Annotated in this window: 14 protein-coding genes; 3 read left to right on the top strand and 11 right to left on the bottom strand. The window is 68.9% G+C overall.

The genetic code is table 11. From position 1 onward, the window contains the following. Nucleotides 1-18: 18 nt before the first annotated feature. Nucleotides 19-1,614, bottom strand: a complete 1,596-nt coding sequence (locus ACFFJD_RS16520) for a carboxyl transferase domain-containing protein (protein ID WP_382366156.1) — start codon at nucleotides 1,612-1,614, stop codon at nucleotides 19-21. A gap of 245 nt (nucleotides 1,615-1,859) precedes the next feature. On the opposite strand from ACFFJD_RS16520, the gene ACFFJD_RS16515 reads away from it, so the two are divergent. Further along, nucleotides 1,860-5,363 carry an indolepyruvate ferredoxin oxidoreductase family protein gene (locus ACFFJD_RS16515; protein ID WP_382366154.1) on the top strand — a complete coding sequence of 1,168 codons (3,504 nt, stop codon included), beginning with the start codon at nucleotides 1,860-1,862 and terminating at the stop codon, nucleotides 5,361-5,363. On the opposite strand, the gene ACFFJD_RS16510 is transcribed toward ACFFJD_RS16515, so the two are convergent. From ACFFJD_RS16510 to sucC, 7 genes are all read right to left on the bottom strand, one after another. Further along, a complete protein-coding gene (locus ACFFJD_RS16510) occupies nucleotides 5,360-5,980 on the bottom strand; it encodes a TetR/AcrR family transcriptional regulator (protein WP_382366152.1) in 621 nt (206 codons plus the stop codon). The genes ACFFJD_RS16515 and ACFFJD_RS16510 overlap by 4 nt on opposite strands. Next, nucleotides 5,977-6,636, bottom strand: coding sequence for a DUF5336 domain-containing protein (locus tag ACFFJD_RS16505; RefSeq protein WP_382366150.1), 660 nt, complete (start codon nucleotides 6,634-6,636; stop codon nucleotides 5,977-5,979). Before ACFFJD_RS16505 ends, ACFFJD_RS16510 begins: the two co-directional genes overlap by 4 nt. 29 nt (nucleotides 6,637-6,665) lie before the next feature. Further along, nucleotides 6,666-8,117: a carboxyl transferase domain-containing protein gene (locus ACFFJD_RS16500; RefSeq protein ID WP_382366148.1), complete on the bottom strand. Its 1,452-nt coding sequence runs from the start codon at nucleotides 8,115-8,117 to the stop codon at nucleotides 6,666-6,668. Further along, on the bottom strand, nucleotides 8,114-8,548 hold the full coding sequence (locus ACFFJD_RS16495) for an RDD family protein (RefSeq protein ID WP_382366146.1): 435 nt from the start codon (nucleotides 8,546-8,548) through the stop codon (nucleotides 8,114-8,116). Before ACFFJD_RS16495 ends, ACFFJD_RS16500 begins: the two co-directional genes overlap by 4 nt. Then, the gene (locus ACFFJD_RS16490; protein ID WP_345312153.1) at nucleotides 8,545-9,195 is read right to left on the bottom strand and encodes a hypothetical protein; all 651 of its coding nucleotides are present in this window, start codon (nucleotides 9,193-9,195) and stop codon (nucleotides 8,545-8,547) included. Before ACFFJD_RS16490 ends, ACFFJD_RS16495 begins: the two co-directional genes overlap by 4 nt. Nucleotides 9,196-9,286: 91 nt before the next feature. Next, entirely contained in the window at nucleotides 9,287-10,189 is a 903-nt protein-coding gene (gene sucD / locus ACFFJD_RS16485; RefSeq protein ID WP_246994164.1) for a succinate--CoA ligase subunit alpha, read from the bottom strand. 14 nt (nucleotides 10,190-10,203) lie between these two features. Further along, nucleotides 10,204-11,367 (bottom strand): ADP-forming succinate--CoA ligase subunit beta, encoded by a 1,164-nt coding sequence (gene sucC / locus ACFFJD_RS16480; protein WP_382366143.1) that lies wholly within the window; start codon nucleotides 11,365-11,367, stop codon nucleotides 10,204-10,206. Between the two features lie 286 nt (nucleotides 11,368-11,653). On the opposite strand from sucC, the gene ACFFJD_RS16475 reads away from it, so the two are divergent. Beyond that, a complete protein-coding gene (locus tag ACFFJD_RS16475; protein WP_382366141.1) occupies nucleotides 11,654-12,619 on the top strand; it encodes a M23 family metallopeptidase in 966 nt (321 codons plus the stop codon). A 45-nt stretch (nucleotides 12,620-12,664) separates the two neighbouring features. Here the strand turns inward: ACFFJD_RS16475 and ACFFJD_RS16470 are convergent, their stop codons facing one another. Then, nucleotides 12,665-15,127 carry a UvrD-helicase domain-containing protein gene (locus tag ACFFJD_RS16470; RefSeq protein WP_382366139.1) on the bottom strand — a complete coding sequence of 821 codons (2,463 nt, stop codon included), beginning with the start codon at nucleotides 15,125-15,127 and terminating at the stop codon, nucleotides 12,665-12,667. 48 nt (nucleotides 15,128-15,175) lie between these two features. Continuing rightward, nucleotides 15,176-17,026 (bottom strand): hypothetical protein, encoded by a 1,851-nt coding sequence (locus tag ACFFJD_RS16465; RefSeq protein WP_382366137.1) that lies wholly within the window; start codon nucleotides 17,024-17,026, stop codon nucleotides 15,176-15,178. Nucleotides 17,027-17,097: 71 nt separating this feature from the next. On the opposite strand from ACFFJD_RS16465, the gene ACFFJD_RS16460 reads away from it, so the two are divergent. Then, on the top strand, nucleotides 17,098-17,421 hold the full coding sequence (locus tag ACFFJD_RS16460; protein WP_382366135.1) for a chorismate mutase: 324 nt from the start codon (nucleotides 17,098-17,100) through the stop codon (nucleotides 17,419-17,421). 294 nt (nucleotides 17,422-17,715) lie between these two features. Here the strand turns inward: ACFFJD_RS16460 and ACFFJD_RS16455 are convergent, their stop codons facing one another. Beyond that, on the bottom strand, nucleotides 17,716-18,087 hold the full coding sequence (locus ACFFJD_RS16455) for a hypothetical protein (protein ID WP_382366133.1): 372 nt from the start codon (nucleotides 18,085-18,087) through the stop codon (nucleotides 17,716-17,718). Between the last annotated feature and the right edge of the window lie 520 nt (nucleotides 18,088-18,607).

Raw genomic sequence — 18,607 nt, 5'->3', positions numbered from 1 at the left:
CGTGAGCTTGCCGGAGGATCACATGCGGAAGACGCCGTAGTTGACGTCGTTGAGGGGCGCATGGCGGCAGGCTTCGAGCGCCAGGCCCAGCACCGTGCGGGTGTCGGCCGGATCGATGATCCCGTCGTCCCACAGTCGCGCGGTGGAGTAGTACGAGTCCGACTGCTCCTCGAACTGCTTGCGGATCGGCTCCTTGAACGTCTCCTCGTCCTGCGCCGACCACGTCTGCCCGGACCGCTCGTGCTGCGCACGACGCACCGTCGCCAGCGTGTCGGCGGCCTGCGGTCCGCCCATCACCGAGATGCGGGCGTTGGGCCACATCCAGAGGAAGCGCGGCGAGTAGGCCCGGCCGCACATCGAGTAGTTGCCGGCACCGAAGGAGCCGCCGATGATGACCGTCAGCTTGGGCACGCGGGCACAGGCGACAGCGGTGACCATCTTGGCGCCGTTCTTGGCGATGCCGCCCTCCTCGTACTGGCGGCCCACCATGAAACCGGTGATGTTCTGCAGGAAGATCAGGGGGATGCGGCGGCGGTCGCACAGCTCGATGAAGTGCGCACCCTTCTGCGCCGACTCGGAGAACAGCACGCCGTTGTTGGCCACGAAACCCACCGGATGGCCGTGGACGGTGGCGAACGCCGTGATCAGCGAGGTGCCGTAGTTGGCCTTGAACTCGGTGTACTCGCCGCCGTCGCTGATCGTCTCGATCACCTCGCGCACGTCGTACGGGATGCGCGGATCGGTGGGGACCACGTCGTACAGGTCCGACTGCGGCCGCGTCGGCGCCACCGTCGGCACCGTCTCCCACTGCTCGGGCTCCTGCGGGCCGAAGGTCGCGACGATCTCGCGCACCTTGGCCAGCGCCTGCTCGTCGTTGTCGACCAGGTGGTCGGTGACGCCGGAGATCGACGAGTGCATGGTGCCGCCGCCGAGGTCCTCAGCGGTGACGTCCTCGCCGGTGGCCGCCTTCACCAGCGGCGGACCGGCCAGGAAGATGGTGCCCTGGTTGCGCACGATCACGTTCTCGTCGCTCATCGCCGGGACGTAAGCGCCGCCGGCGGTGGACGAACCGAGGACCGCCGAGATCTGCGGGATCCCCGCGGCGCTCATGTTGGCCTGGTTGTAGAAGATGCGCCCGAAGTGCTCGCGATCGGGAAAGACGTCGTCCTGGTTCAGCAGCATCGCACCGCCCGAATCGACCAGGTAGATGCACGGCAGACGGTTGGCCGCGGCGATCTCCTGCGCACGCAGGTGCTTCTTCACCGTCACCGGGTAGTAGGTGCCGCCGGAGACGGTGGCGTCGTTGGCCACGATCATGCATTCGCGTCCGTGGATCCGGCCGATGCCGGCCACGACGCCCGCGCCCGGCGCCTTGTCGTCGTACATGCCGAACGCGGCGAGCGGTGCGACCTCCAGGAACGGCGAGCCCGGGTCCAGCAGCGCGTCGATGCGGTCCCGCGGCAGCAGCTTGCCTCGACTCAGATGCCGATCCCGTGCCTTCGCGCCGCCGCCCTCCGCCGCCTGCGTGAGCCGTTCGCGCAGCACTTCGACGTTGCCGCGATGAGCGGCCGCCCCGCCGACGTCCGTGCCGACGATGTCCTCCGTGGTGGTCATCGACGCCCCTTTCTGCCGTCCCGAAGGCCGGTGGTAATCAGTTATCAGCGATTAACTGAGTTGAGCGTACGTGACGCACCGAAGGTTTGTACAGTCCCTCACGCCGAGCCCGACTCCGTGAGCCACCTCACAGTTTCCTATATCCTGGGGGCGGCCGCACCACCACCGCGGCCGCCCCGCCGCTCGCCGCCGCCCACACCCTCGGATCCGGTGCACGAGCCGACACGAAGGTTCAGGTGACCCCCATGACCATCGCCGATCACCCGGCCCCCACGACCGCCTCCCCGCTGCGCGAGCGCTACGGCACCCAACCCGGGCCGGTGCTGCTGCCCGGCATCGCCGCGCTGCTGCGCATGATCGGCGATCGGACCCGCACCGATCGTCGCGCCGGACTCCGCACGGCCTCCTTCATCTCCGGCTACGAGGGGTCGCCCCTGGCCGGCTACGACCTGGAGATCGCCCGACGCGGCGACTACCTGGCCGCCCACGACATCACCCACCGCCCGGGCCTCAACGAGGAACTGGCCGCGACCGCGGTGATGGGTTCGCAGTTGGCGGCCCGCGTGGGCCCACTGTCCTCCGATGCCACCGGAGCACCGCGCGCCGGCGTCGTCGGCTATTGGTACGGAAAGGCCCCCGGCCTGGACCGCGCCACCGATGCGCTCCGGCACGCCAACATGATCGGTACCCACGCCGCCGGCGGCGCCGTCGCCCTGGTCGGCGACGATCCGGGCGCCAAGAGTTCCACCATCCCGTGCGCGTCGGAGATGGCGTTGGCCGACCTGTACATGCCGATCCTCTACCCCGCCGACAGCGGCGACATCCTGGCACTGGGCGTGCACGCCGCGCTGATGAGCCGCACCTCCGGGCTGTGGACCTCGCTCAAGATCTCCGCGCACGTGGCCGACGGCGCGTCGACGGTGCTGCTGGACCCGGACGGGCCCGCCGTCGACTACGGCACCCTCGGCACCAGTCTGCACGTGCCCAACGGCAGGCTGCTGGGCGCCGACCTGATGGAGGCCGAGCACAATCAGCTGACCATCCGCCTGCCCCGCGCGGTGGAGTACGCCCGCCTCAACCGGCTGAACCGGATCGTGGCGCGCAGCGCCGACGACCGGATCGGCATCGTCGCCGCGGGCAAGACCTACCTCGATGTGCGGGAGGCGCTGCGCCTGCTGGGCATCGACGACGCCGACCTCGGTCGTCTCGGCATCCGGATCCTCAAGCTCGGCATGGTGTACCCGCTGGAGCCGGCCATCGTGGAGACCTTCATCGACGGGCTCGACGAGGTGATCGTGGTCGAGGAGAAGCGCGACTTCGTGGAGACCATGCTCCGCGATCTGTTGTTCGGACGGCGCGACGTGCCCGCCATCGTCGGCAAGGCCACCGACGACGGCGCCACCCTGTTCTCCCGTTTCGGCGAGCTCGACGTGGACGCGGTGCTGCGCGGTCTGGCCCAGCGCCTCGGTCGCGCCCACCGGATCGAGCCGGCGCTGCGCTGGCTGGACCGCCCCGCCCCGCGCAGCGCCCGCATCCGGCTGCCGCTGGCCGTGCGCTCGCCGTACTTCTGCTCGGGGTGCCCGCACAACAGCTCCACCCCGGTGCCGCCGGGCACCCTCGTCGGGGCCGGCATCGGCTGCCACGCGATGGTGCTGCTGATGGATCCCGCCCAGGTCGGCGAGGTGACCGGTGTGACGCAGATGGGCGGCGAAGGCGCCCAGTGGGTCGGCATGTCACCGTTCGTGCAGCAGCGCCACTTCGTGCAGAACATCGGCGACGGCACCTTCCTGCATTCGGGGTCGCTGGCCGTGCGCGCCGCGGTGGCCGCCGGGGTGAACGTGACCTACAAGCTGCTGTTCAACGGGACGGTCGCGATGACCGGCGGCCAAGACCCGGTCGGCGAGATGAGCCTGCCGCAGCTGGTGTCGCTGCTGACCGCCGAGCGCGTCGCCGCCGTCGCGGTGACCTCCGACGATCCCGAGCGCACCCGGCGGGAGTTGCGGCGCGCGAAGGTGTCCGCGCGCGTGCATCACCGCGACGACCTCGAGCGGGTACAGACCGATCTCGCGGCGATCCCCGGGGTCACGGTGCTCATCCACGATCAGCCGTGTGCCGCGGAACTGCGCCGCAAGCGCAAGCGCGACCTGGCCCCGACGCCGCGCACGCGGGTGATGATCAACGAACGCATCTGCGAGGGCTGCGGCGATTGCGGCGCCAAGTCCAACTGCCTGTCGGTGCATCCGGTCGCCACCGAGTTCGGCCGTAAGACGCGCATCGATCAGAGTTCGTGCAACCTGGACTACTCCTGCCTGGACGGCGACTGTCCGGCGTTCGTCACCGTGACCCCGACGACCGGCCGGGCCGCCCGCCGGGTGGAGCCGTTGGCGGCGGGGCAGTTGCCGACGCCGACGCCGGTCCCCACCGTCGACGGGAGCCGCACCGTGCGCATCACCGGGATCGGGGGCACCGGGGTGGTCACCGTGTCGCAGGTGCTGGCCACCGCCGCGGTGCTGGACGGCCTCGACGCCCGCACCGTGGACATGACCGGCCTGGCGCAGAAGGGCGGCGCCGTGGTCAGCGACCTCAAGCTGTCTCCGACGCATTCGGAGCGGGCCGCGAAACTGGCCACCGGCGACTGCGATCTGTACCTGGCCTGTGACCAACTGGTCGGCGCCGACCCGGCCAATCTGAAGGTGGTCTCGGCCGAGCGCACCACCGCGGTGATCTCCACCGCGCAGGTGCCGACCGGCGCGATGGTCAGCGACACCGCCGTCGCCTTTCCCGACCCGGCGGGGCTGCGGTCGACGATCGACGCCGACGTGGCCCGCGCCGTGCACCTGGACGCCGCGGGGCTGGCCGAGGACCTGTTCGGCGACGAGCAGTACGCCAACCTGCTGATGGTGGGCGCCGCCCACCAGTCCGGCGCACTGGGCATCTCGGCCGCCGCGATCGAGCGGGCCATCGCCGCCAACGGGGTGGCCGTAGAAGCGAATGTGCAGGCCTTCCGGCGCGGACGCCAGGCAGTCGCCGATCCCGACGCGCTGGCCGCGGCGATCGCGCCGACCACCGCCCCCGACGCACACACGGCGAGTCCGGCCGCTCGGCGGGCGGCGGCGACCCTGGCCGGCGCCGACGAGACGCTGCGCGCCACCGTCGCCCGCCGCTACGACGAGTTGATCGCCTACCAGGACGAGGCCTACGCGCGCCGCTACCTGGCCGATGTGGCCGACCTGCACGAGCGGGTCGGCGATCCCGGCTTCACCGAGGCGGTGGCACGCAACCTGTACAAGCTGATGGCGTACAAGGACGAATACGAGGTGGCCCGACTGACCGCCGACACCGACTTCGCCGCGCAGGTGTCCGCCGCGTTCGGCGAGGACGCCGCCGTCGCGGTCCGCCTGCACCCGCCGGCGCTCCGGGAACTCGGCATGCGCCGCAAGATCGCCCTCGGCGCCTGGTCCCGGCCGGTGCTGCGCACCCTGGCCGGAGCCAAGCGACTGCGCGGGACACGCTGGGATCCGTTCGGCCGCACTGAGGTCCGCCGGACCGAACGCGCCCTGATCGACGAGTACCGGGCCGCCCTCGACGCGGTGGTCGGCGCCCTCGGGACCGCACCCGAGCGCGAGCGCCTGGCCGAGGCGACCGCGGTGGCCGAACTGCCCGACATGGTCCGCGGCTACGAGGGGATCAAGCTGGCGAACGTCGCGCGTTTCCGCGCCGAACTCGCCCGCCGGGCGTCCCACGGTTAGGGCAGGTCCACCAGGAGCGCTGACAACGCCATCCGCGAGAGCAGGCGGCGCAGCGCGTCCTCGTCGAAGGCAGGCAGGCGCGGCGACGAGTTGAGCAGTCCGAAGCCCGCGTGCACCCGCACCCGGGCTTCGGCCTCGACGAGCGCACGGCCCTCGGCGTCCGCGGCGGCCTGCAGCACCTGGACCCAGCTCTCCACATAGCGGCGCTGCAGCGAACGCACCCGATGGTTGGCCTCCGGGGTCAACGAACCCAGATCACGATCCTGGATGGCGATCAGGTCGGGTTTGGTCACCAACACGTCGATGTGGAACTCGACCAGGTTGCTCAGCACCTGCGAAGGCGGTCCGCCGCGGGCGATCACCTCGGTGCCGCCGGCGTACAGCCGCTCACTGATGTCGAGGAGAAGCTGGTCCAGGACGTCGTTCTTGGACGCGAAGTGGCGATACATCGCCGGGCCGCTCACGCCCACTTCGGCACCGATGTCCTCCAAGCGGACACCGGCGAAACCGCGGGCCGCCATCTGGCGGGCGGCCGCGGCGAGCAACTCCACCCGCCGGGCAGCCTTCGCTTGGCCTCGGCGGGTGGTGGGTGCTGCGTCGACGGAGTGGTCGGTCACGCCTCTTCGTTGAGCCCGTCCATGATGACCGCCGCACCGATGAGCAGCAGCTGGAACGAACCGAAGATCAGCGCGAGGATGGCGCCGGTCCCCAGGCTGATGAAGCCGGGCAGAGCCAGCGCGCACGCGAGCAGGCCGAGCCAGGAGACGACGACCAGGAAGGCCACGTGCGGCAGGAACCGACGCCACTTGGCGGCCACGAAACCGAACGCTGCGACCGCGGCGGCGCCCAAGCCGAGCAGGAACCAACCGGGCGTGAAGACCATCGTCAGGAACGCCGGAATACCGATGCTGTTGCCCTGGTCCATGGCCCAGTCCTCGGCCTTGGAGTCGATGGTCTCACCGATGGTCACCCACGACAGGAAGCCCATGAAGAAGGTCACCAGGCCCATCAAGCCGGAACAGACCGCCAACTTGATCGGCAGCGGCATCAGGGCGAGGAACGACGGCCGGGCAGGCTGCGCGTACTGCGGGGGACCGGCCTGGGGCGGACCGTACATTCCGGTCTGACCGGGTGGGATCGGCTGGCCGGTGCCTTGGGTGGGCGGGCCGTAGTTCGGATACGGACCACCGGTCTGCGGCCCCGTGACGTGCTGCATCGGGGCGTTCGGTGCACCGGGCACCCACTGCTGACCGTAGTTCTCGTTCTCGCTCATCTTCGTATTGAACCATCCCGAAGACGTACTCACCTGTTCGAACGACGTTCCGGCCGCGGCCGGGGCCCGGGATCCAGGTATTCGACGACGTAGTCGAGAATCTGGGCGCGCCCGGTGGCCAGAATGTCGACGAGCCCGGCGCGGTGCAGGTCGACGGCCCAGATGTGCTGCGCCTGCGCCAGGTCGGGCGCGCGCCCCGGATCGCCGTAGACGAGGGCCGCCGACCCCTCCGGCGGCAGCGGCGCCAGCCAGCCGTCGCTCGTGGCGATCACCAGGTCGGCGGGGAACAGCGCCAGCGCGGCGCCGCCCGCCCCGGCCCCGGCCAACACCGAGACGGTGGGCACGGGTGCCGCGAGGAAGTCGGAGAGGCAGTGCGCGATCTCCGCCGCCAGACCCTCCTCTTCGGCGCGCACCGACAGTTGGGCGCCGTGGGTGTCGATGACCGTCAGCAGCGGCAACTGCAGCTCCGCCGCCAGTGCGATCCCCCGCCGCGCCGCCCGCAGTGCCGCGACGTCGATCGCCTCGCCGGCACGTTGAGTGGGCCCGTCGGTCCCGACCATGACCACCGCGTGGCCGCCCAGCTGCACCAGCGCCACCTGCACCGGGCCATGATCGACGATCGGCGCGAACGGCACCGCGTCCAGCATCCAGTCGAGGCCGGGTCGGTCCGGTTTTCGCGACTGCTGCACCGCCGACCAGGCGTTCTCCGGATGTCCGGACGTACGGGCCCACGATCGCGGCACTTCGAGCGGGTCGGCCTCCGCCCGCCAGACCGCGAGAAGCCGGGCCACCCGGGCGGGCAGGTCGTCGACGTCGACGACGCCGTCGAGCACGCCGTGGCGATACAGGTTCTCGGCTTGCTGCACGCCCGGCGGGAAGGCCTCCCCGCGCAGCGTCGTCGCGACCTTCGGCCCCAGAAAACCGATGAGCGCGCCCGGAGCGCCCCACACCACGTGCCCCAGCGACCCCCACGAGGCGAGCACCCCGCCGGTCGTCGGATGGCGCAGGTACGCCAGGTACGGCAGGCCCGCGGCCTTGTGGGCGTTGACCGCCGCGGTGATCGCGGCCATCTGCAAGAAGGCCGGCGTGCCCTCTTGCATGCGGGTGCCGCCGGACGCGGGCAGCGCCAGCACGGGCAGTCCGCGGGCCGTGGCCCGCTGCAGGGCCGCCACGACGCGGGTTCCGGCCACCCGTCCGATGGAGCCGCCCAGGAAGCCGAACTCGCTGACGATCAGCACCAACGGAAACCGATCACCGGTGTCCGGGGCGGTCACCATGCCCACACCCGTCAGGATCGACTCGTCGACGCCGGTGCGCTCGGCGGCCCGCGCCAACTGCTCGGCGTAGTCCGAGTGCGCGCCGGAGTCGAGTCGTTCCGGATCGAAGGCGCCCAGATCGGCGTGCACCGGTTGCGGTGCCACCGGAATGTCCCAGCTGCACCAGTCCTCGACCAGCGCCGCGATCAGCTCCCGTGCGTTCACCGTCGACGATGCCCGTAGATCACGCGGCTCCGGGCCGCGATGTCCTGCACTGATCGACGCTTCGGCGACAGCACCACCCAGGCCAATCCCAGCGGGAACAGCGTGCACACCACGGCCCGGCCGAACGCCTGGAGCACGTGCAGATTGGCGGTGGACTTCCGGCGGACCACCTGCAGCCCCATCAGCCCCTGCCCCAGCGTGCGGCCGAACACGGTCCAGGCGATCACCTGATACAGAATGCAGCCCACCAGGAAACCGGGCACGGTGAACAACCACGGCACCGTCGGGAAGTCGAAGCTCCGGACGTCGACCAGAAAGGCCACGAACGCGACCGTGAGAAAGGTGCCGGCCAGCATCGCCAGCACGGTGAGCAGGTCCAGGAATGCCGCCAGCGTTCGGCTCACGATCCCCGCGGTCCGCACCTCGGTCATGGCGTCGAGTCCTCATCGTCGGCGGCGTCGGACCGCTCCGTGCCCTTGCGCCGAAGCATGCGATTGACGAACACCTCGACGCGGTCGTCGGCGCGTTCGCTGCCGCCGCGGACATCGGCGATCATCTCCGTGCTCACCGTGGCGCTCGCGCCGCGGACGATGGAGTTCAGGTCGATCTCGTCGACGACGTTGGCGGCCACCGACGCGATGTCGGTGCGCTGCAGAATCGCGTCGATGTCCACGCGGGCCACGATCGCATCGATGTCGATCCGCGCGATGACGGCCTCCAGATCCAGCCCGGCTACCAGCGGGTTGAGGTCGATGGTGGCGAGCAGCGGGTTGAGGTCCACCCCCGCGAGCAGTTCATTCAGGTCGAGGCGGCTCACCAGCGCCTGCAGATCGAGGGCGCCGAGCACCCGGTCGAAGTCGACCGCCGACAGCAGCACCCCGGTCAGGTCCGCTTCCCCGAGGTAGGCGAACACCTCGTCGAGCGCGGCGCGTAAGACGGCCCGCGGCAGACCGACGACGGTGGAGACCGCTGCGCGCGGCACCGCAAGCACCACTTCCGTTGCGGCACGGGCCATTGAAACCAGTGGCAACTGCGCCAGCGCCCCCTCGCTGCGCCCCGTTACCTCGACTTCAGTCACCGACACAGTATGCCGGATGCACACCGCCCCGAAGAGCCGGATACGGCTACTTCGGGGCGGGTCGACGAGCACTGCTCGTCACAGGTGGTGCTTACAGCGCGTCGAACAGCTCACGTGCCAGGCGGGCGGTCTCGCTCGGCGTCTTGCCGACCTTGACACCGGCGGCCTCGAGGGCCTCCTTCTTGGCCTGCGCGGTGCCCGAGCTGCCGGACACGATGGCGCCGGCGTGGCCCATGGTCTTGCCCTCGGGAGCGGTGAAGCCCGCGACGTAGCCGACGACCGGCTTGGTGACGTTGGCCTTGATGTAATCAGCCGCACGCTCCTCGGCGTCGCCGCCGATCTCACCGATCATCACGATGATCTTGGTCTCGGGGTCAGCCTCGAAAGCCTCGATCGCGTCGATGTGCGTGGTGCCGATGACCGGGTCGCCGCCGATGCCGATGGCGGTGGAGAAACCGAGGTCACGCAGCTCGTACATCATCTGGTAGGTCAGGGTGCCCGACTTCGACACGAGGCCGATCGGACCCTTGCCGGTGATGTTGTTCGGCGTGATACCGACCAGCGACTCGCCCGGGGTGATGATGCCGGGGCAGTTCGGGCCGATGATGCGGGTCTTGGCGCCCTTGTCCACGTTGTAGGCCCAGGCGTACGCCGAGTCCTGCACCGGGATGCCCTCGGTGATGACCACGAGCAGCGGGATCTCCGCGTCGATGGCCTCGAGCATGGCGTCCTTGGAGAACGCCGGCGGCACGAAGGCGATCGAGGTGTCGGCTCCGGTGACCTCCATGGCCTCGGCGACGCTGCCGAAGACCGGCAGTTCCACGGCGTTGCCGTCGGCGTCGACGTGGCTGACAGTGGTGCCGGCCTTGCGGGCGTTGACACCGCCGACGACGTTGGTGCCGGCCTTGAGCATCAGGGCGGTGTGCTTGGTGCCTTCACCGCCGGTGATGCCCTGCACGATGACCTTGTTGTCCTTGTTCAGGTAGATAGACATGTTGTTGCGGCCCCTTACTTGCTTGCCAGTTCGGCAGCCTTGTCGGCGCCTTCGTCCATCGTCTCGGCGAGGGTCACCAGCGGGTGATTGGCCTCAGCCAGGATCTTGCGGCCTTCCTCGACCTTGTTGCCGTCGAGGCGGACCACGAGCGGCTTGGTGGCCGCGTCGCCCAGCTTCGCCAGCGCGCCGACGATGCCGTTGGCGACAGCGTCACATGCGGTGATACCACCGAAGACGTTCACGAAGACGCTCTTGACCTGCGAGTCGCCCAGGATCACGTCCAGGCCGGCGGCCATCACGTCGGCCGAAGCGCCGCCGCCGATGTCCAGGAAGTTGGCGGGCTTCACGCCGCCGTGGTTCTCACCGGCGTAGGCGACGACGTCCAGGGTCGACATGACCAGGCCGGCGCCGTTGCCGATCACGCCGACCTCACCGTCGAGCTTGACGTAATTGAGGTCGTTCTCCTTGGCCTTGAGCTCAAGGGGGTCGGTGGCGTCGGTGTCCTGGAAGTCGGCATGGCCGGGCTGACGGAAGTCGGCGTTCTCGTCCAGGGTGACCTTGCCGTCGAGGGCCAGGATCTGATCGTCCGGAGTGCGGACCAGCGGGTTGACCTCCACCAGCACGGCGTCTTCGGCGACGAAGACCTCCCAGAGCTTGGCGATGGTCACCGCGGCGGCGTCGAGAACCTCAGCCGGCAGGTGGCCGGCCTCGGCGATCGCGCGTGCGGTGGCCAGGTCGACGCCCTTGGTGGGGTCGACGGCGATCTTGGCCAGACGATCGGGGTTGTTCGCGGCGACCTCCTCGATCTCGACGCCGCCTTCCACCGAGCACATGGCCAGGTAGTTGCGGTTGGCGCGATCGAGCAGGAAGGAGATGTAGTACTCCTCCGCGATGTCGCTGGCCTCAGCGACCAGCAGCTTCTTAACGACGTGGCCCTTGATATCGAGCCCGAGGATGTTGTCGGCGTGGGAATGTGCGTCATCGGGGGTACCGGCGTACTTGACGCCTCCGGCCTTACCGCGGCCGCCGACCTTCACCTGCGCCTTGACCATGACCGGCTTGCCGATTTCCTCGGCGATCGCCCGTGCATCGGCTGCGGTGTCGGTAACACGACCGGGTGTGGTCGGTACCCCATGCTTGGCGAACAGTTCCTTCGCCTGGTACTCGAAGAGATCCATTCAGCTCACCATCTGAAGTGTGTTTGGTAGAAGTCCGCGAGGTAACGCGGACCACAGAGAACTGTAGTCGGGTGCGCGCGCCACGTCGGCCTCGACCTCGGCGCGTGTGCAAAGAATCACTTACCCGCCGGTAGGAATATCTTCGCCGGTGAGAACGCCGTGGCCCCACATCTGGGGCCCCATACGGCCGAACGGGTGGACGGGACCGCACGTCGTTCGCTACCGTTCATGAGGTTGATAACGAGAAGGTCACGAAGAAGCACTGACCCATCAACCTGAAACTGAGGTGAAGGACTTGGCTGCACGCAGCGATCTTGGCGCGACGGCTGTCGCCGACCGCACGGACGCCACCGACCTGGCAGCCGCCGACATGTCGCCGACGACCCGCGACTTCCCGCTGCCGTCGCGCTCGGTCCGCCTGGGCCTGACCGCGACCGCGGCGTCGAGCCCGGCACCGGCCACCAGCGCCGCGTCGACCACCCAGGATCCGCCGAACAACGCCACCACCGGCACCGGCCGCCATCGCAGCGGCCCGCCTGCCGCGGTGAAGGCGCGCGCCGCCCTCGTGGCCGTCGCCGCCGGGGCCGTGGCCGTCGCGGTCAGCGGCTCGGGCAACCACGGCACCTCCACCACCGCCGAGCCCGTAGCCGGCGAGATCGCACCGTTGGCCGCGGCCGACACCGGCTCGGCCACCGTCGGCGCGCCGACCCTGGCCTCGAAGACCTCGGATCTGGACGGCGGCGTGGTCCCGGCGGCCAGCAAGGCCGACATGGGCGGGTACGGCAAGCAGCTGACCGTCGGCAAGCAGCTCGCCGCCGCGGCCGCCGCTCGCGAGGCCGCCTCCCGCAAGCCCCTGTTCTCCGCGCCGATCAAGGCCAAGTACAACTTCACCTCCCCCTACGCCGAGCGATGGGGCACCTTCCACGGCGGCGTCGACCTGGCGGCCCCGCTCGGCACCCCGATTCACGCCGTCTCCGACGGCACCGTGGTCAAGGCCGGTCCGGCCTCCGGCTACGGCAACTGGGTGCAGATCAAGGCCGCCGACGGCACCATCACGATGTACGGCCACATGGCCAGTTCGGGTGTGCTGGTCAAGGAGGGTCAGAAGGTGACCGCCGGCGACGTGATCGCCCTGGTCGGCTCCGAGGGTTTCTCCACCGGGCCGCACCTGCATTTCGAGGTGTGGAAGAACGGCACCACCAAGATCGATCCGATGCCGTGGCTGGCGTCGAAGGGCATCAGCATCCGCTGATCCCCCCGCGCCTGATCCTTCCGCGCCTGACCCCGGCGGTCCGCGCTAAAGCTTCTCGCCGGGTAGGCCGCCCAGGGTCAGCAGCGTCACGCGACCCACATTGCCGCCGAAGTCGAAGGTGATCTGCTCGGTGGGTCCGGCACCCACCTTGGCGACCGCCTTGCCCAGACCGTACTTCGGGTGGCTGATCCGGTCGCCGATCTCGTAGACCACCGACTTGTTGCGTCCGCGCGTGGGATCCGACGAGTACGACGAACGCCCGCGCATCCCTTCTCCGGACGACCCGGCGGAACCGAACCCGAACGGGCGGCCGGTGGATCGGGATTCGCCGTCCCGCCCGAAACCGCCATGCGCAGACCGCCGCGGTGCGGTGCGCTTCCACTCGATCAAATGCTGCGGAATCTCCTGCAGGAAGCGCGACTCCGGGTTCTCCACCGGCTGCCCCCAGGCCGCGCGCATGATCGCGCGCGTGACATACAGGCGCTCCCGGGCTCGGGTGATCCCGACATAGGCCAGGCGCCGCTCTTCGCTGAGCTCGCCGGCGTCGCCGAGCGCGCGAGCGTGCGGGAACTGGCCGTCCTCCCAGCCGGTCACGAACACCACCGGGAACTCCAGGCCCTTCGCCGTGTGCAGGGTCATCAGGGTGACCACCCCGTCGCCCTCATCGGGCACTTGGTCGGCGTCGGCGACCAGCGCGACCTTTTCCAGGAAGGCCGCCAGCGAACCGGGCTCGGGTTCGCCGTCGCGATCGGCCTGCGCGACGTCGTCTCCGTCGTCGAGCGCCTCGTCGTCGAGGTCCTCGATCTCCTGCGCCGCTTCCACGCTGAAGTCGTGGGCGACGGCGACGAGCTCGTTGAGGTTGTCCAGCCGCGCGCCGTCCTGGGGGTCGTTGGACGCCTCCAGTTCGGTGCGGTAGCCGGACCGGGTGACGATGGCCTCCACCAGGTCTCCGATGTCGGCGCCCTCGGCGCTCGCATCGGCGGCGGCAGTGTCGTCGTCGGGCGCGAAGGACAGCAGGAACTCCTGCCGCAGGCCCTCGATGAGGTCGACGAAGCCGCCGATCTGCTTCACCGCGCGCGTGTTGAGCAGCGGCACGCGGCCCTGCGCGCCCTCGAGCAGTGCCTGGTAGAAGCTGAGGTCCAGATTCTCCGCGTGCACCGCGACGCACGCTTCCGCGCGGTCGCCGATCCCGCGCCGCGGCGTGTTCAGAATCCGGCGCAGGCTCACCGAGTCGTCGGGGTTGGCGACCACCCGCAGGTAGGCGACGATGTCGCGCACTTCCTTGCGCTCGTAGAAGCGGGTGCCGCCGACCACCTTGTACGGAATGCCGTGCCGGATGAACGCCTCTTCGATGGGCCGCGAGCCGGTGTTGGTGCGGTAGAAGACGGCGATGTCGGAGTAGGAGGCCGACTGCGAGCCGCCGATGGAATAGTCGGTGAGCTCGTCGATCTCCTTGGCGATGAACTGCGCCTCGGCCCGATCCGAGTCGGCCACGTAGCCGACGATCAGGTCGCCGTCCCCGGAGTCGGTCCACAGCTTCTTCACGCGACGGTTCGGATTCTGCGAGATCACCGCGTTCGCGGCGCTGAGGATGGTCTGGGTGGAGCGGTAGTTCTGTTCCAGCAGAACGGTTTCCGCATCCGGGTAATCGCGCTCGAACTCTTCGATGTTGCGGATCGTCGCGCCGCGGAAGGCGTAGATCGACTGATCGGAGTCACCCACGACGCACAGCTCGGACGGGGCGGTGCCGCTCTGGCCCGGTTCGCCGACCAGCTCGCGCACAAAGACATACTGGGCGTGGTTGGTGTCCTGGTACTCGTCCACCAGCACGTGCCGGAACCGGCGGCGGTAGTACTCGGCCACCTCGGGGTGCTGCTGCAGCAGCCCGACCGTCTCGCCGATGAGGTCGTCGAAGTCGAAGGCGTTGGCCGCGGCGAGACGACGCTGATACTCGTCGTACACGCGCGCGATGTCCTCGGCCGTCTGCCCCTGCTGCGGCTGAATGTCGGCCAGGGTGGCGGCGACCTCCTCCGGCGACTTCAGGTCGTTCTTGAAGTTCGAGATCACCGTCGACAGACCCCGCGGGGCGTACTTCTTGGGATCCAGATCCAGATCGCGCACCACCATCGACAACAGCCGCCGCGAATCGTCGGCGTCGTAGATGGAGAAGTTGGAGTTACGCCCCGGCAGCAGGTTCGACTGCGCCCGCAGGATCCGCACGCACGTGGAGTGAAAGGTGGACACCCACATGTAGTTCGCGCGCGGACCGACCAGCTCGATGACGCGTTCGCGCATCTCCGCGGCGGCCTTGTTGGTGAAGGTGATCGCCAGGATCTGGCCGGGCGTCACGTCGCGCTCGGACAGCAGGTAGGCGATTCGTCGGGTCAGGACGGCGGTCTTGCCCGAGCCCGCCCCGGCCACGATGAGCAGGGGCGAGCCGCTGTGCAGCACCGCCGCACGCTGCTGGGGATTGAGGCCGTCGAGGAGCTGGTCAGAAGTGGTCATCATCGCCTGTCCAGGGTACCGGCGGGCTCGGACATCCGGGCCGCCGGTGGGTCAGGGTGCGTACGCGGCGACGATCGGTTCGCCCACCCGGCCCGCGCCGGTGTGCAACGCCAGTCCGTCGGTGAGGGGACGAACCGTGAGGTGTTCGCCGCTCCCGGCCAGCTGGAAGTAGATCGGGTGCAGCCCGGCCCGCACCGGAACCCGCAGTTCGCGCCCGCCCAGGGAGACGGCGATCTCGCCGTCGCGGTCGGCGCAGTAGCTCAGCGCCACCGTCCACCGCCATTCGATGAGCGGACCGGACAGCTCCAGCCGGGTGCGCTCGGTCAGGGTGGGCTTGGCGCACGTCCCCGCGCTGGGCGCCACCTCCCGCATCGGGCTCACCCCGCCGGGCACCATGGCCCCCTTCTCGTCGAGCACCATAAGCTTGTCGGTGTGATCTCCGAACCGCGGCCGGGGGTCGAGTCGCCCGAACACCCGGCTGATCTGGTTGTTCGGATAGGCCACCGGGGTCAGCACCTCCAGCGGCAGCGCCTGATCGAACATCACCAGATCCGCGTTCTCGGTCAGGGACTTCTCCGCGGTCGCCAGGTACGCGGCGGTGGGGTCGCGCTGCCACGACGTCGAATAGGCCGCAGTGCTCACCAGTGCCGACACCAGGATCGCGACGGCACCGACCACCGTCGCCGCCCGTGCGACCGGGTTCGACGAGGACGGGCCGGGCGCGCTGTGCGCGCCGTGCGCCCCGCGCGCCGGAGCGGCGGCCACCAGTGCGATCGCGAGCGCGATGACCAGCGCGGTGTCCGGCAGGTACCGCATGGTCTGGGCCAGCTCCAGGGCGGTGGCCTCGCTCGACCTGTTCCACATGACCGGCAGCTGCGCGGCCACCGCGTACAGACCGGCGCACGCCCAGATCGCGACCGCCCCGCGGCGCGCCCGCCAGGACCACAGCACCGCACCCGCGATGAGCACCCAGCCGGCCACGATCATCCACACGGCGGGGAAGCCCATCGGGGGCGACGGAATCCAGCGATCCCACTCCCACGGCCCACCGACGGTCGACGGCACGATCGCCGAATCGATGCTGCGCCACACCAACTTCCACATCTGCGCCAGCGAATGCGAGCCCGCCGTCGCCGTCGACACCGACAGGAAGATCACCACCCACACCGCGAAGACGCCGGCCAGCCACGCCCACAGGGTGCGGGCGCGCATGAAGGCGACCGTCAGCGCGGACGAACGGTAGTCGCCGGTCCCGACGCCCGGCTCCGCGCGGACGGCCAGCAGCGCGGCGACCACCGCCACCGGCAGGATGAACAGCGACTTCTCGAAGAACGCCAGGGCCACCACGAAGGCGACCACCGAGCCGATCACCAGAGTGCGCCGGCGCCGCGGGTCCTCGACGCCCCGGACCAGCAGCACCGCGTTGCCGACGATGAAGGCCATCGCCGCCTGCATGGGCAGCGTGTTGAGGCCCGCGGCCCACCAGAGGTAACCGCTGACCGTCATCGGCACGAAGAGATAGAAGCCGAGGGCGAGCAGCGCGCCGAGCCCGGCGCGGGCGCGCTCGCCCACCACGATGCGGATCATCCGCCACACGGCGACCGAGGCGAGCAGCTGCAGCAGGACCAGGGTGAGTGCGGGCAGCCACCACTGCAGCGGGGCCAGCACCGTGGTCACGCCGGCGACCAGGAACGCGGCGGGCATGAAATGCCCGTCGTGACTGTGGCCGAGGTATTCCCAGCTCAGGATCGGCGTCGACGAGGCGCGACCGATGAGGATCAGGTCGTCCCAGTAGAAGTTGCCGCGCGCCACCAGCACCACGCGCACCACAAGTTGGGCGACGATGAGGACGATCGCACCGAGGGAGAGACGGGAGATGGCCGGGGCGCGCTCGTCGGTCATAGGCACCAGTGTGTCACCGAGACAGACACTGGAGCCGGGCCCCTGCGGCCGACATGGCAAAATCGGAAACCGTGAGCGACCAGGATTCCCAACAGCAGTTCTCCGAGATCGACCTGTCGGGTTACGACCTGGGAAGCGATGTGGCCGATCTGCCCGACGACATCGACGAGTTGCGCAGTGAGATCGATCGGATGGACGCGGTGATCCTGGCCGCCGTGCAGCGCCGCTCGGCGGTGTCGAAGAAGATCGGCGCGGCGCGGATGGCCGCCGGCGGTCCCCGCCTGGTGCACAGCCGCGAGGTGAAGGTCCTCGAGCGGTTCTCCTCGCTCGGCTCCGAGGGCCACACCCTCGCCATGCTCCTGCTGCGGCTGGGCCGCGGCCCCCTCGGCCGCTGACCGCACGCTAGTCGTACCCGGCCATCGCGTTGGTAACCGACGGCTGACCGGGAACGGTCGGCCGGGCAGCATCGTGGACTCGGCCCCCGTGTGTTGAAGAGTGCTGAAAAGCGGGGGGTCCGCGGGCATATTGCCCGCCCCCCCCCCGCTTTTCGACATCTTCTAGGGCGTGTCTCATCGAGGTTGCGGGATGACACGGCAGTCAGAGCACCTGACCAGTTGAAATTCTTCTTCACCTCATTCTGGAGAGCGGCAATTTCGGCCCCTGCAGCCGATCTTCCCGACAGGGCTTGATCAGCTCACGAGCGATATTGGAACTTTTGGTCCGGGCGCTCTGCAACCGTTGTATTCGGTGAGATGTTGGTTGAAGTCACCGCGGTTCGCCTGTGCCAGGATTGCTGTCGTGATTAGCGGGCTGGGTAGACCGCCGACGAAGATTGAGTAGCTGTCGGCGCTCTCATCGTGGCGTACGCACGCTGCGATCGCCGTGAACTCTCCCGTATAGTCACGGTATTCCGACGCCACTTCCGGCGTGACTAGGCGGGTCAGATCAACTATTTGATGACGATACCGAACTCGCCCAAAGTCGTTCATGATTTCCATGCCGCTGCTCGTGTTCGAATACTTTTTAGTGTAAAGCCTGGACTGAACCTGATTCTCGGTCAATCCAATCAACTCTGAGGCCTCAAGGTCTGGCAGACTGTCTTTGAAATTCGAAGTTGGTGTCGCCGAGCTTACTTGTGGTGGCGCCACGGTTTTCGCGGAACACCCAGAGATAAGGACAGTGCAAACGATCGCAATAGCGAACGTCGGCAGATTCAAGCGCGAGCTATGGAACGACACTGGACAGCCCTCCCTTCTTTTCCTTCCTGAACCGCTGACCGCTCCGCAAGCCCGCCGCCGCTGACGTAGTATCGATCAATCGTGTACTTCGGCGTGTAGCTTGTCAGATAGGCGGAAATCCCTTTGCTTGATTTTGGGTCAAGGGGCGCTCCGCATTCGATTGTGATGGAGACTGTCTCGGCGGTTGTGATTGATAGTTCGGCCTTAACGAACTCGTTGCTAAACCCTCCTGTAAACCGGCTCTTCGAAGTTGAGCGGGCACCTCAGCAGTGAATCTGGATGCCTGCCCGCTGTTTGCGGGTGCAGTGGAATCGTATCCGGCGTCGTGAGTTCTCGAGGTTCC

This window comes from Gordonia phosphorivorans, assembly GCF_042432625.1.
Lineage (GTDB): Bacteria > Actinomycetota > Actinomycetes > Mycobacteriales > Mycobacteriaceae > Gordonia > Gordonia phosphorivorans.
Note: the sequence above shows the minus strand (reverse complement) of the source record. Positions and strands in the feature narration are given on the sequence as shown.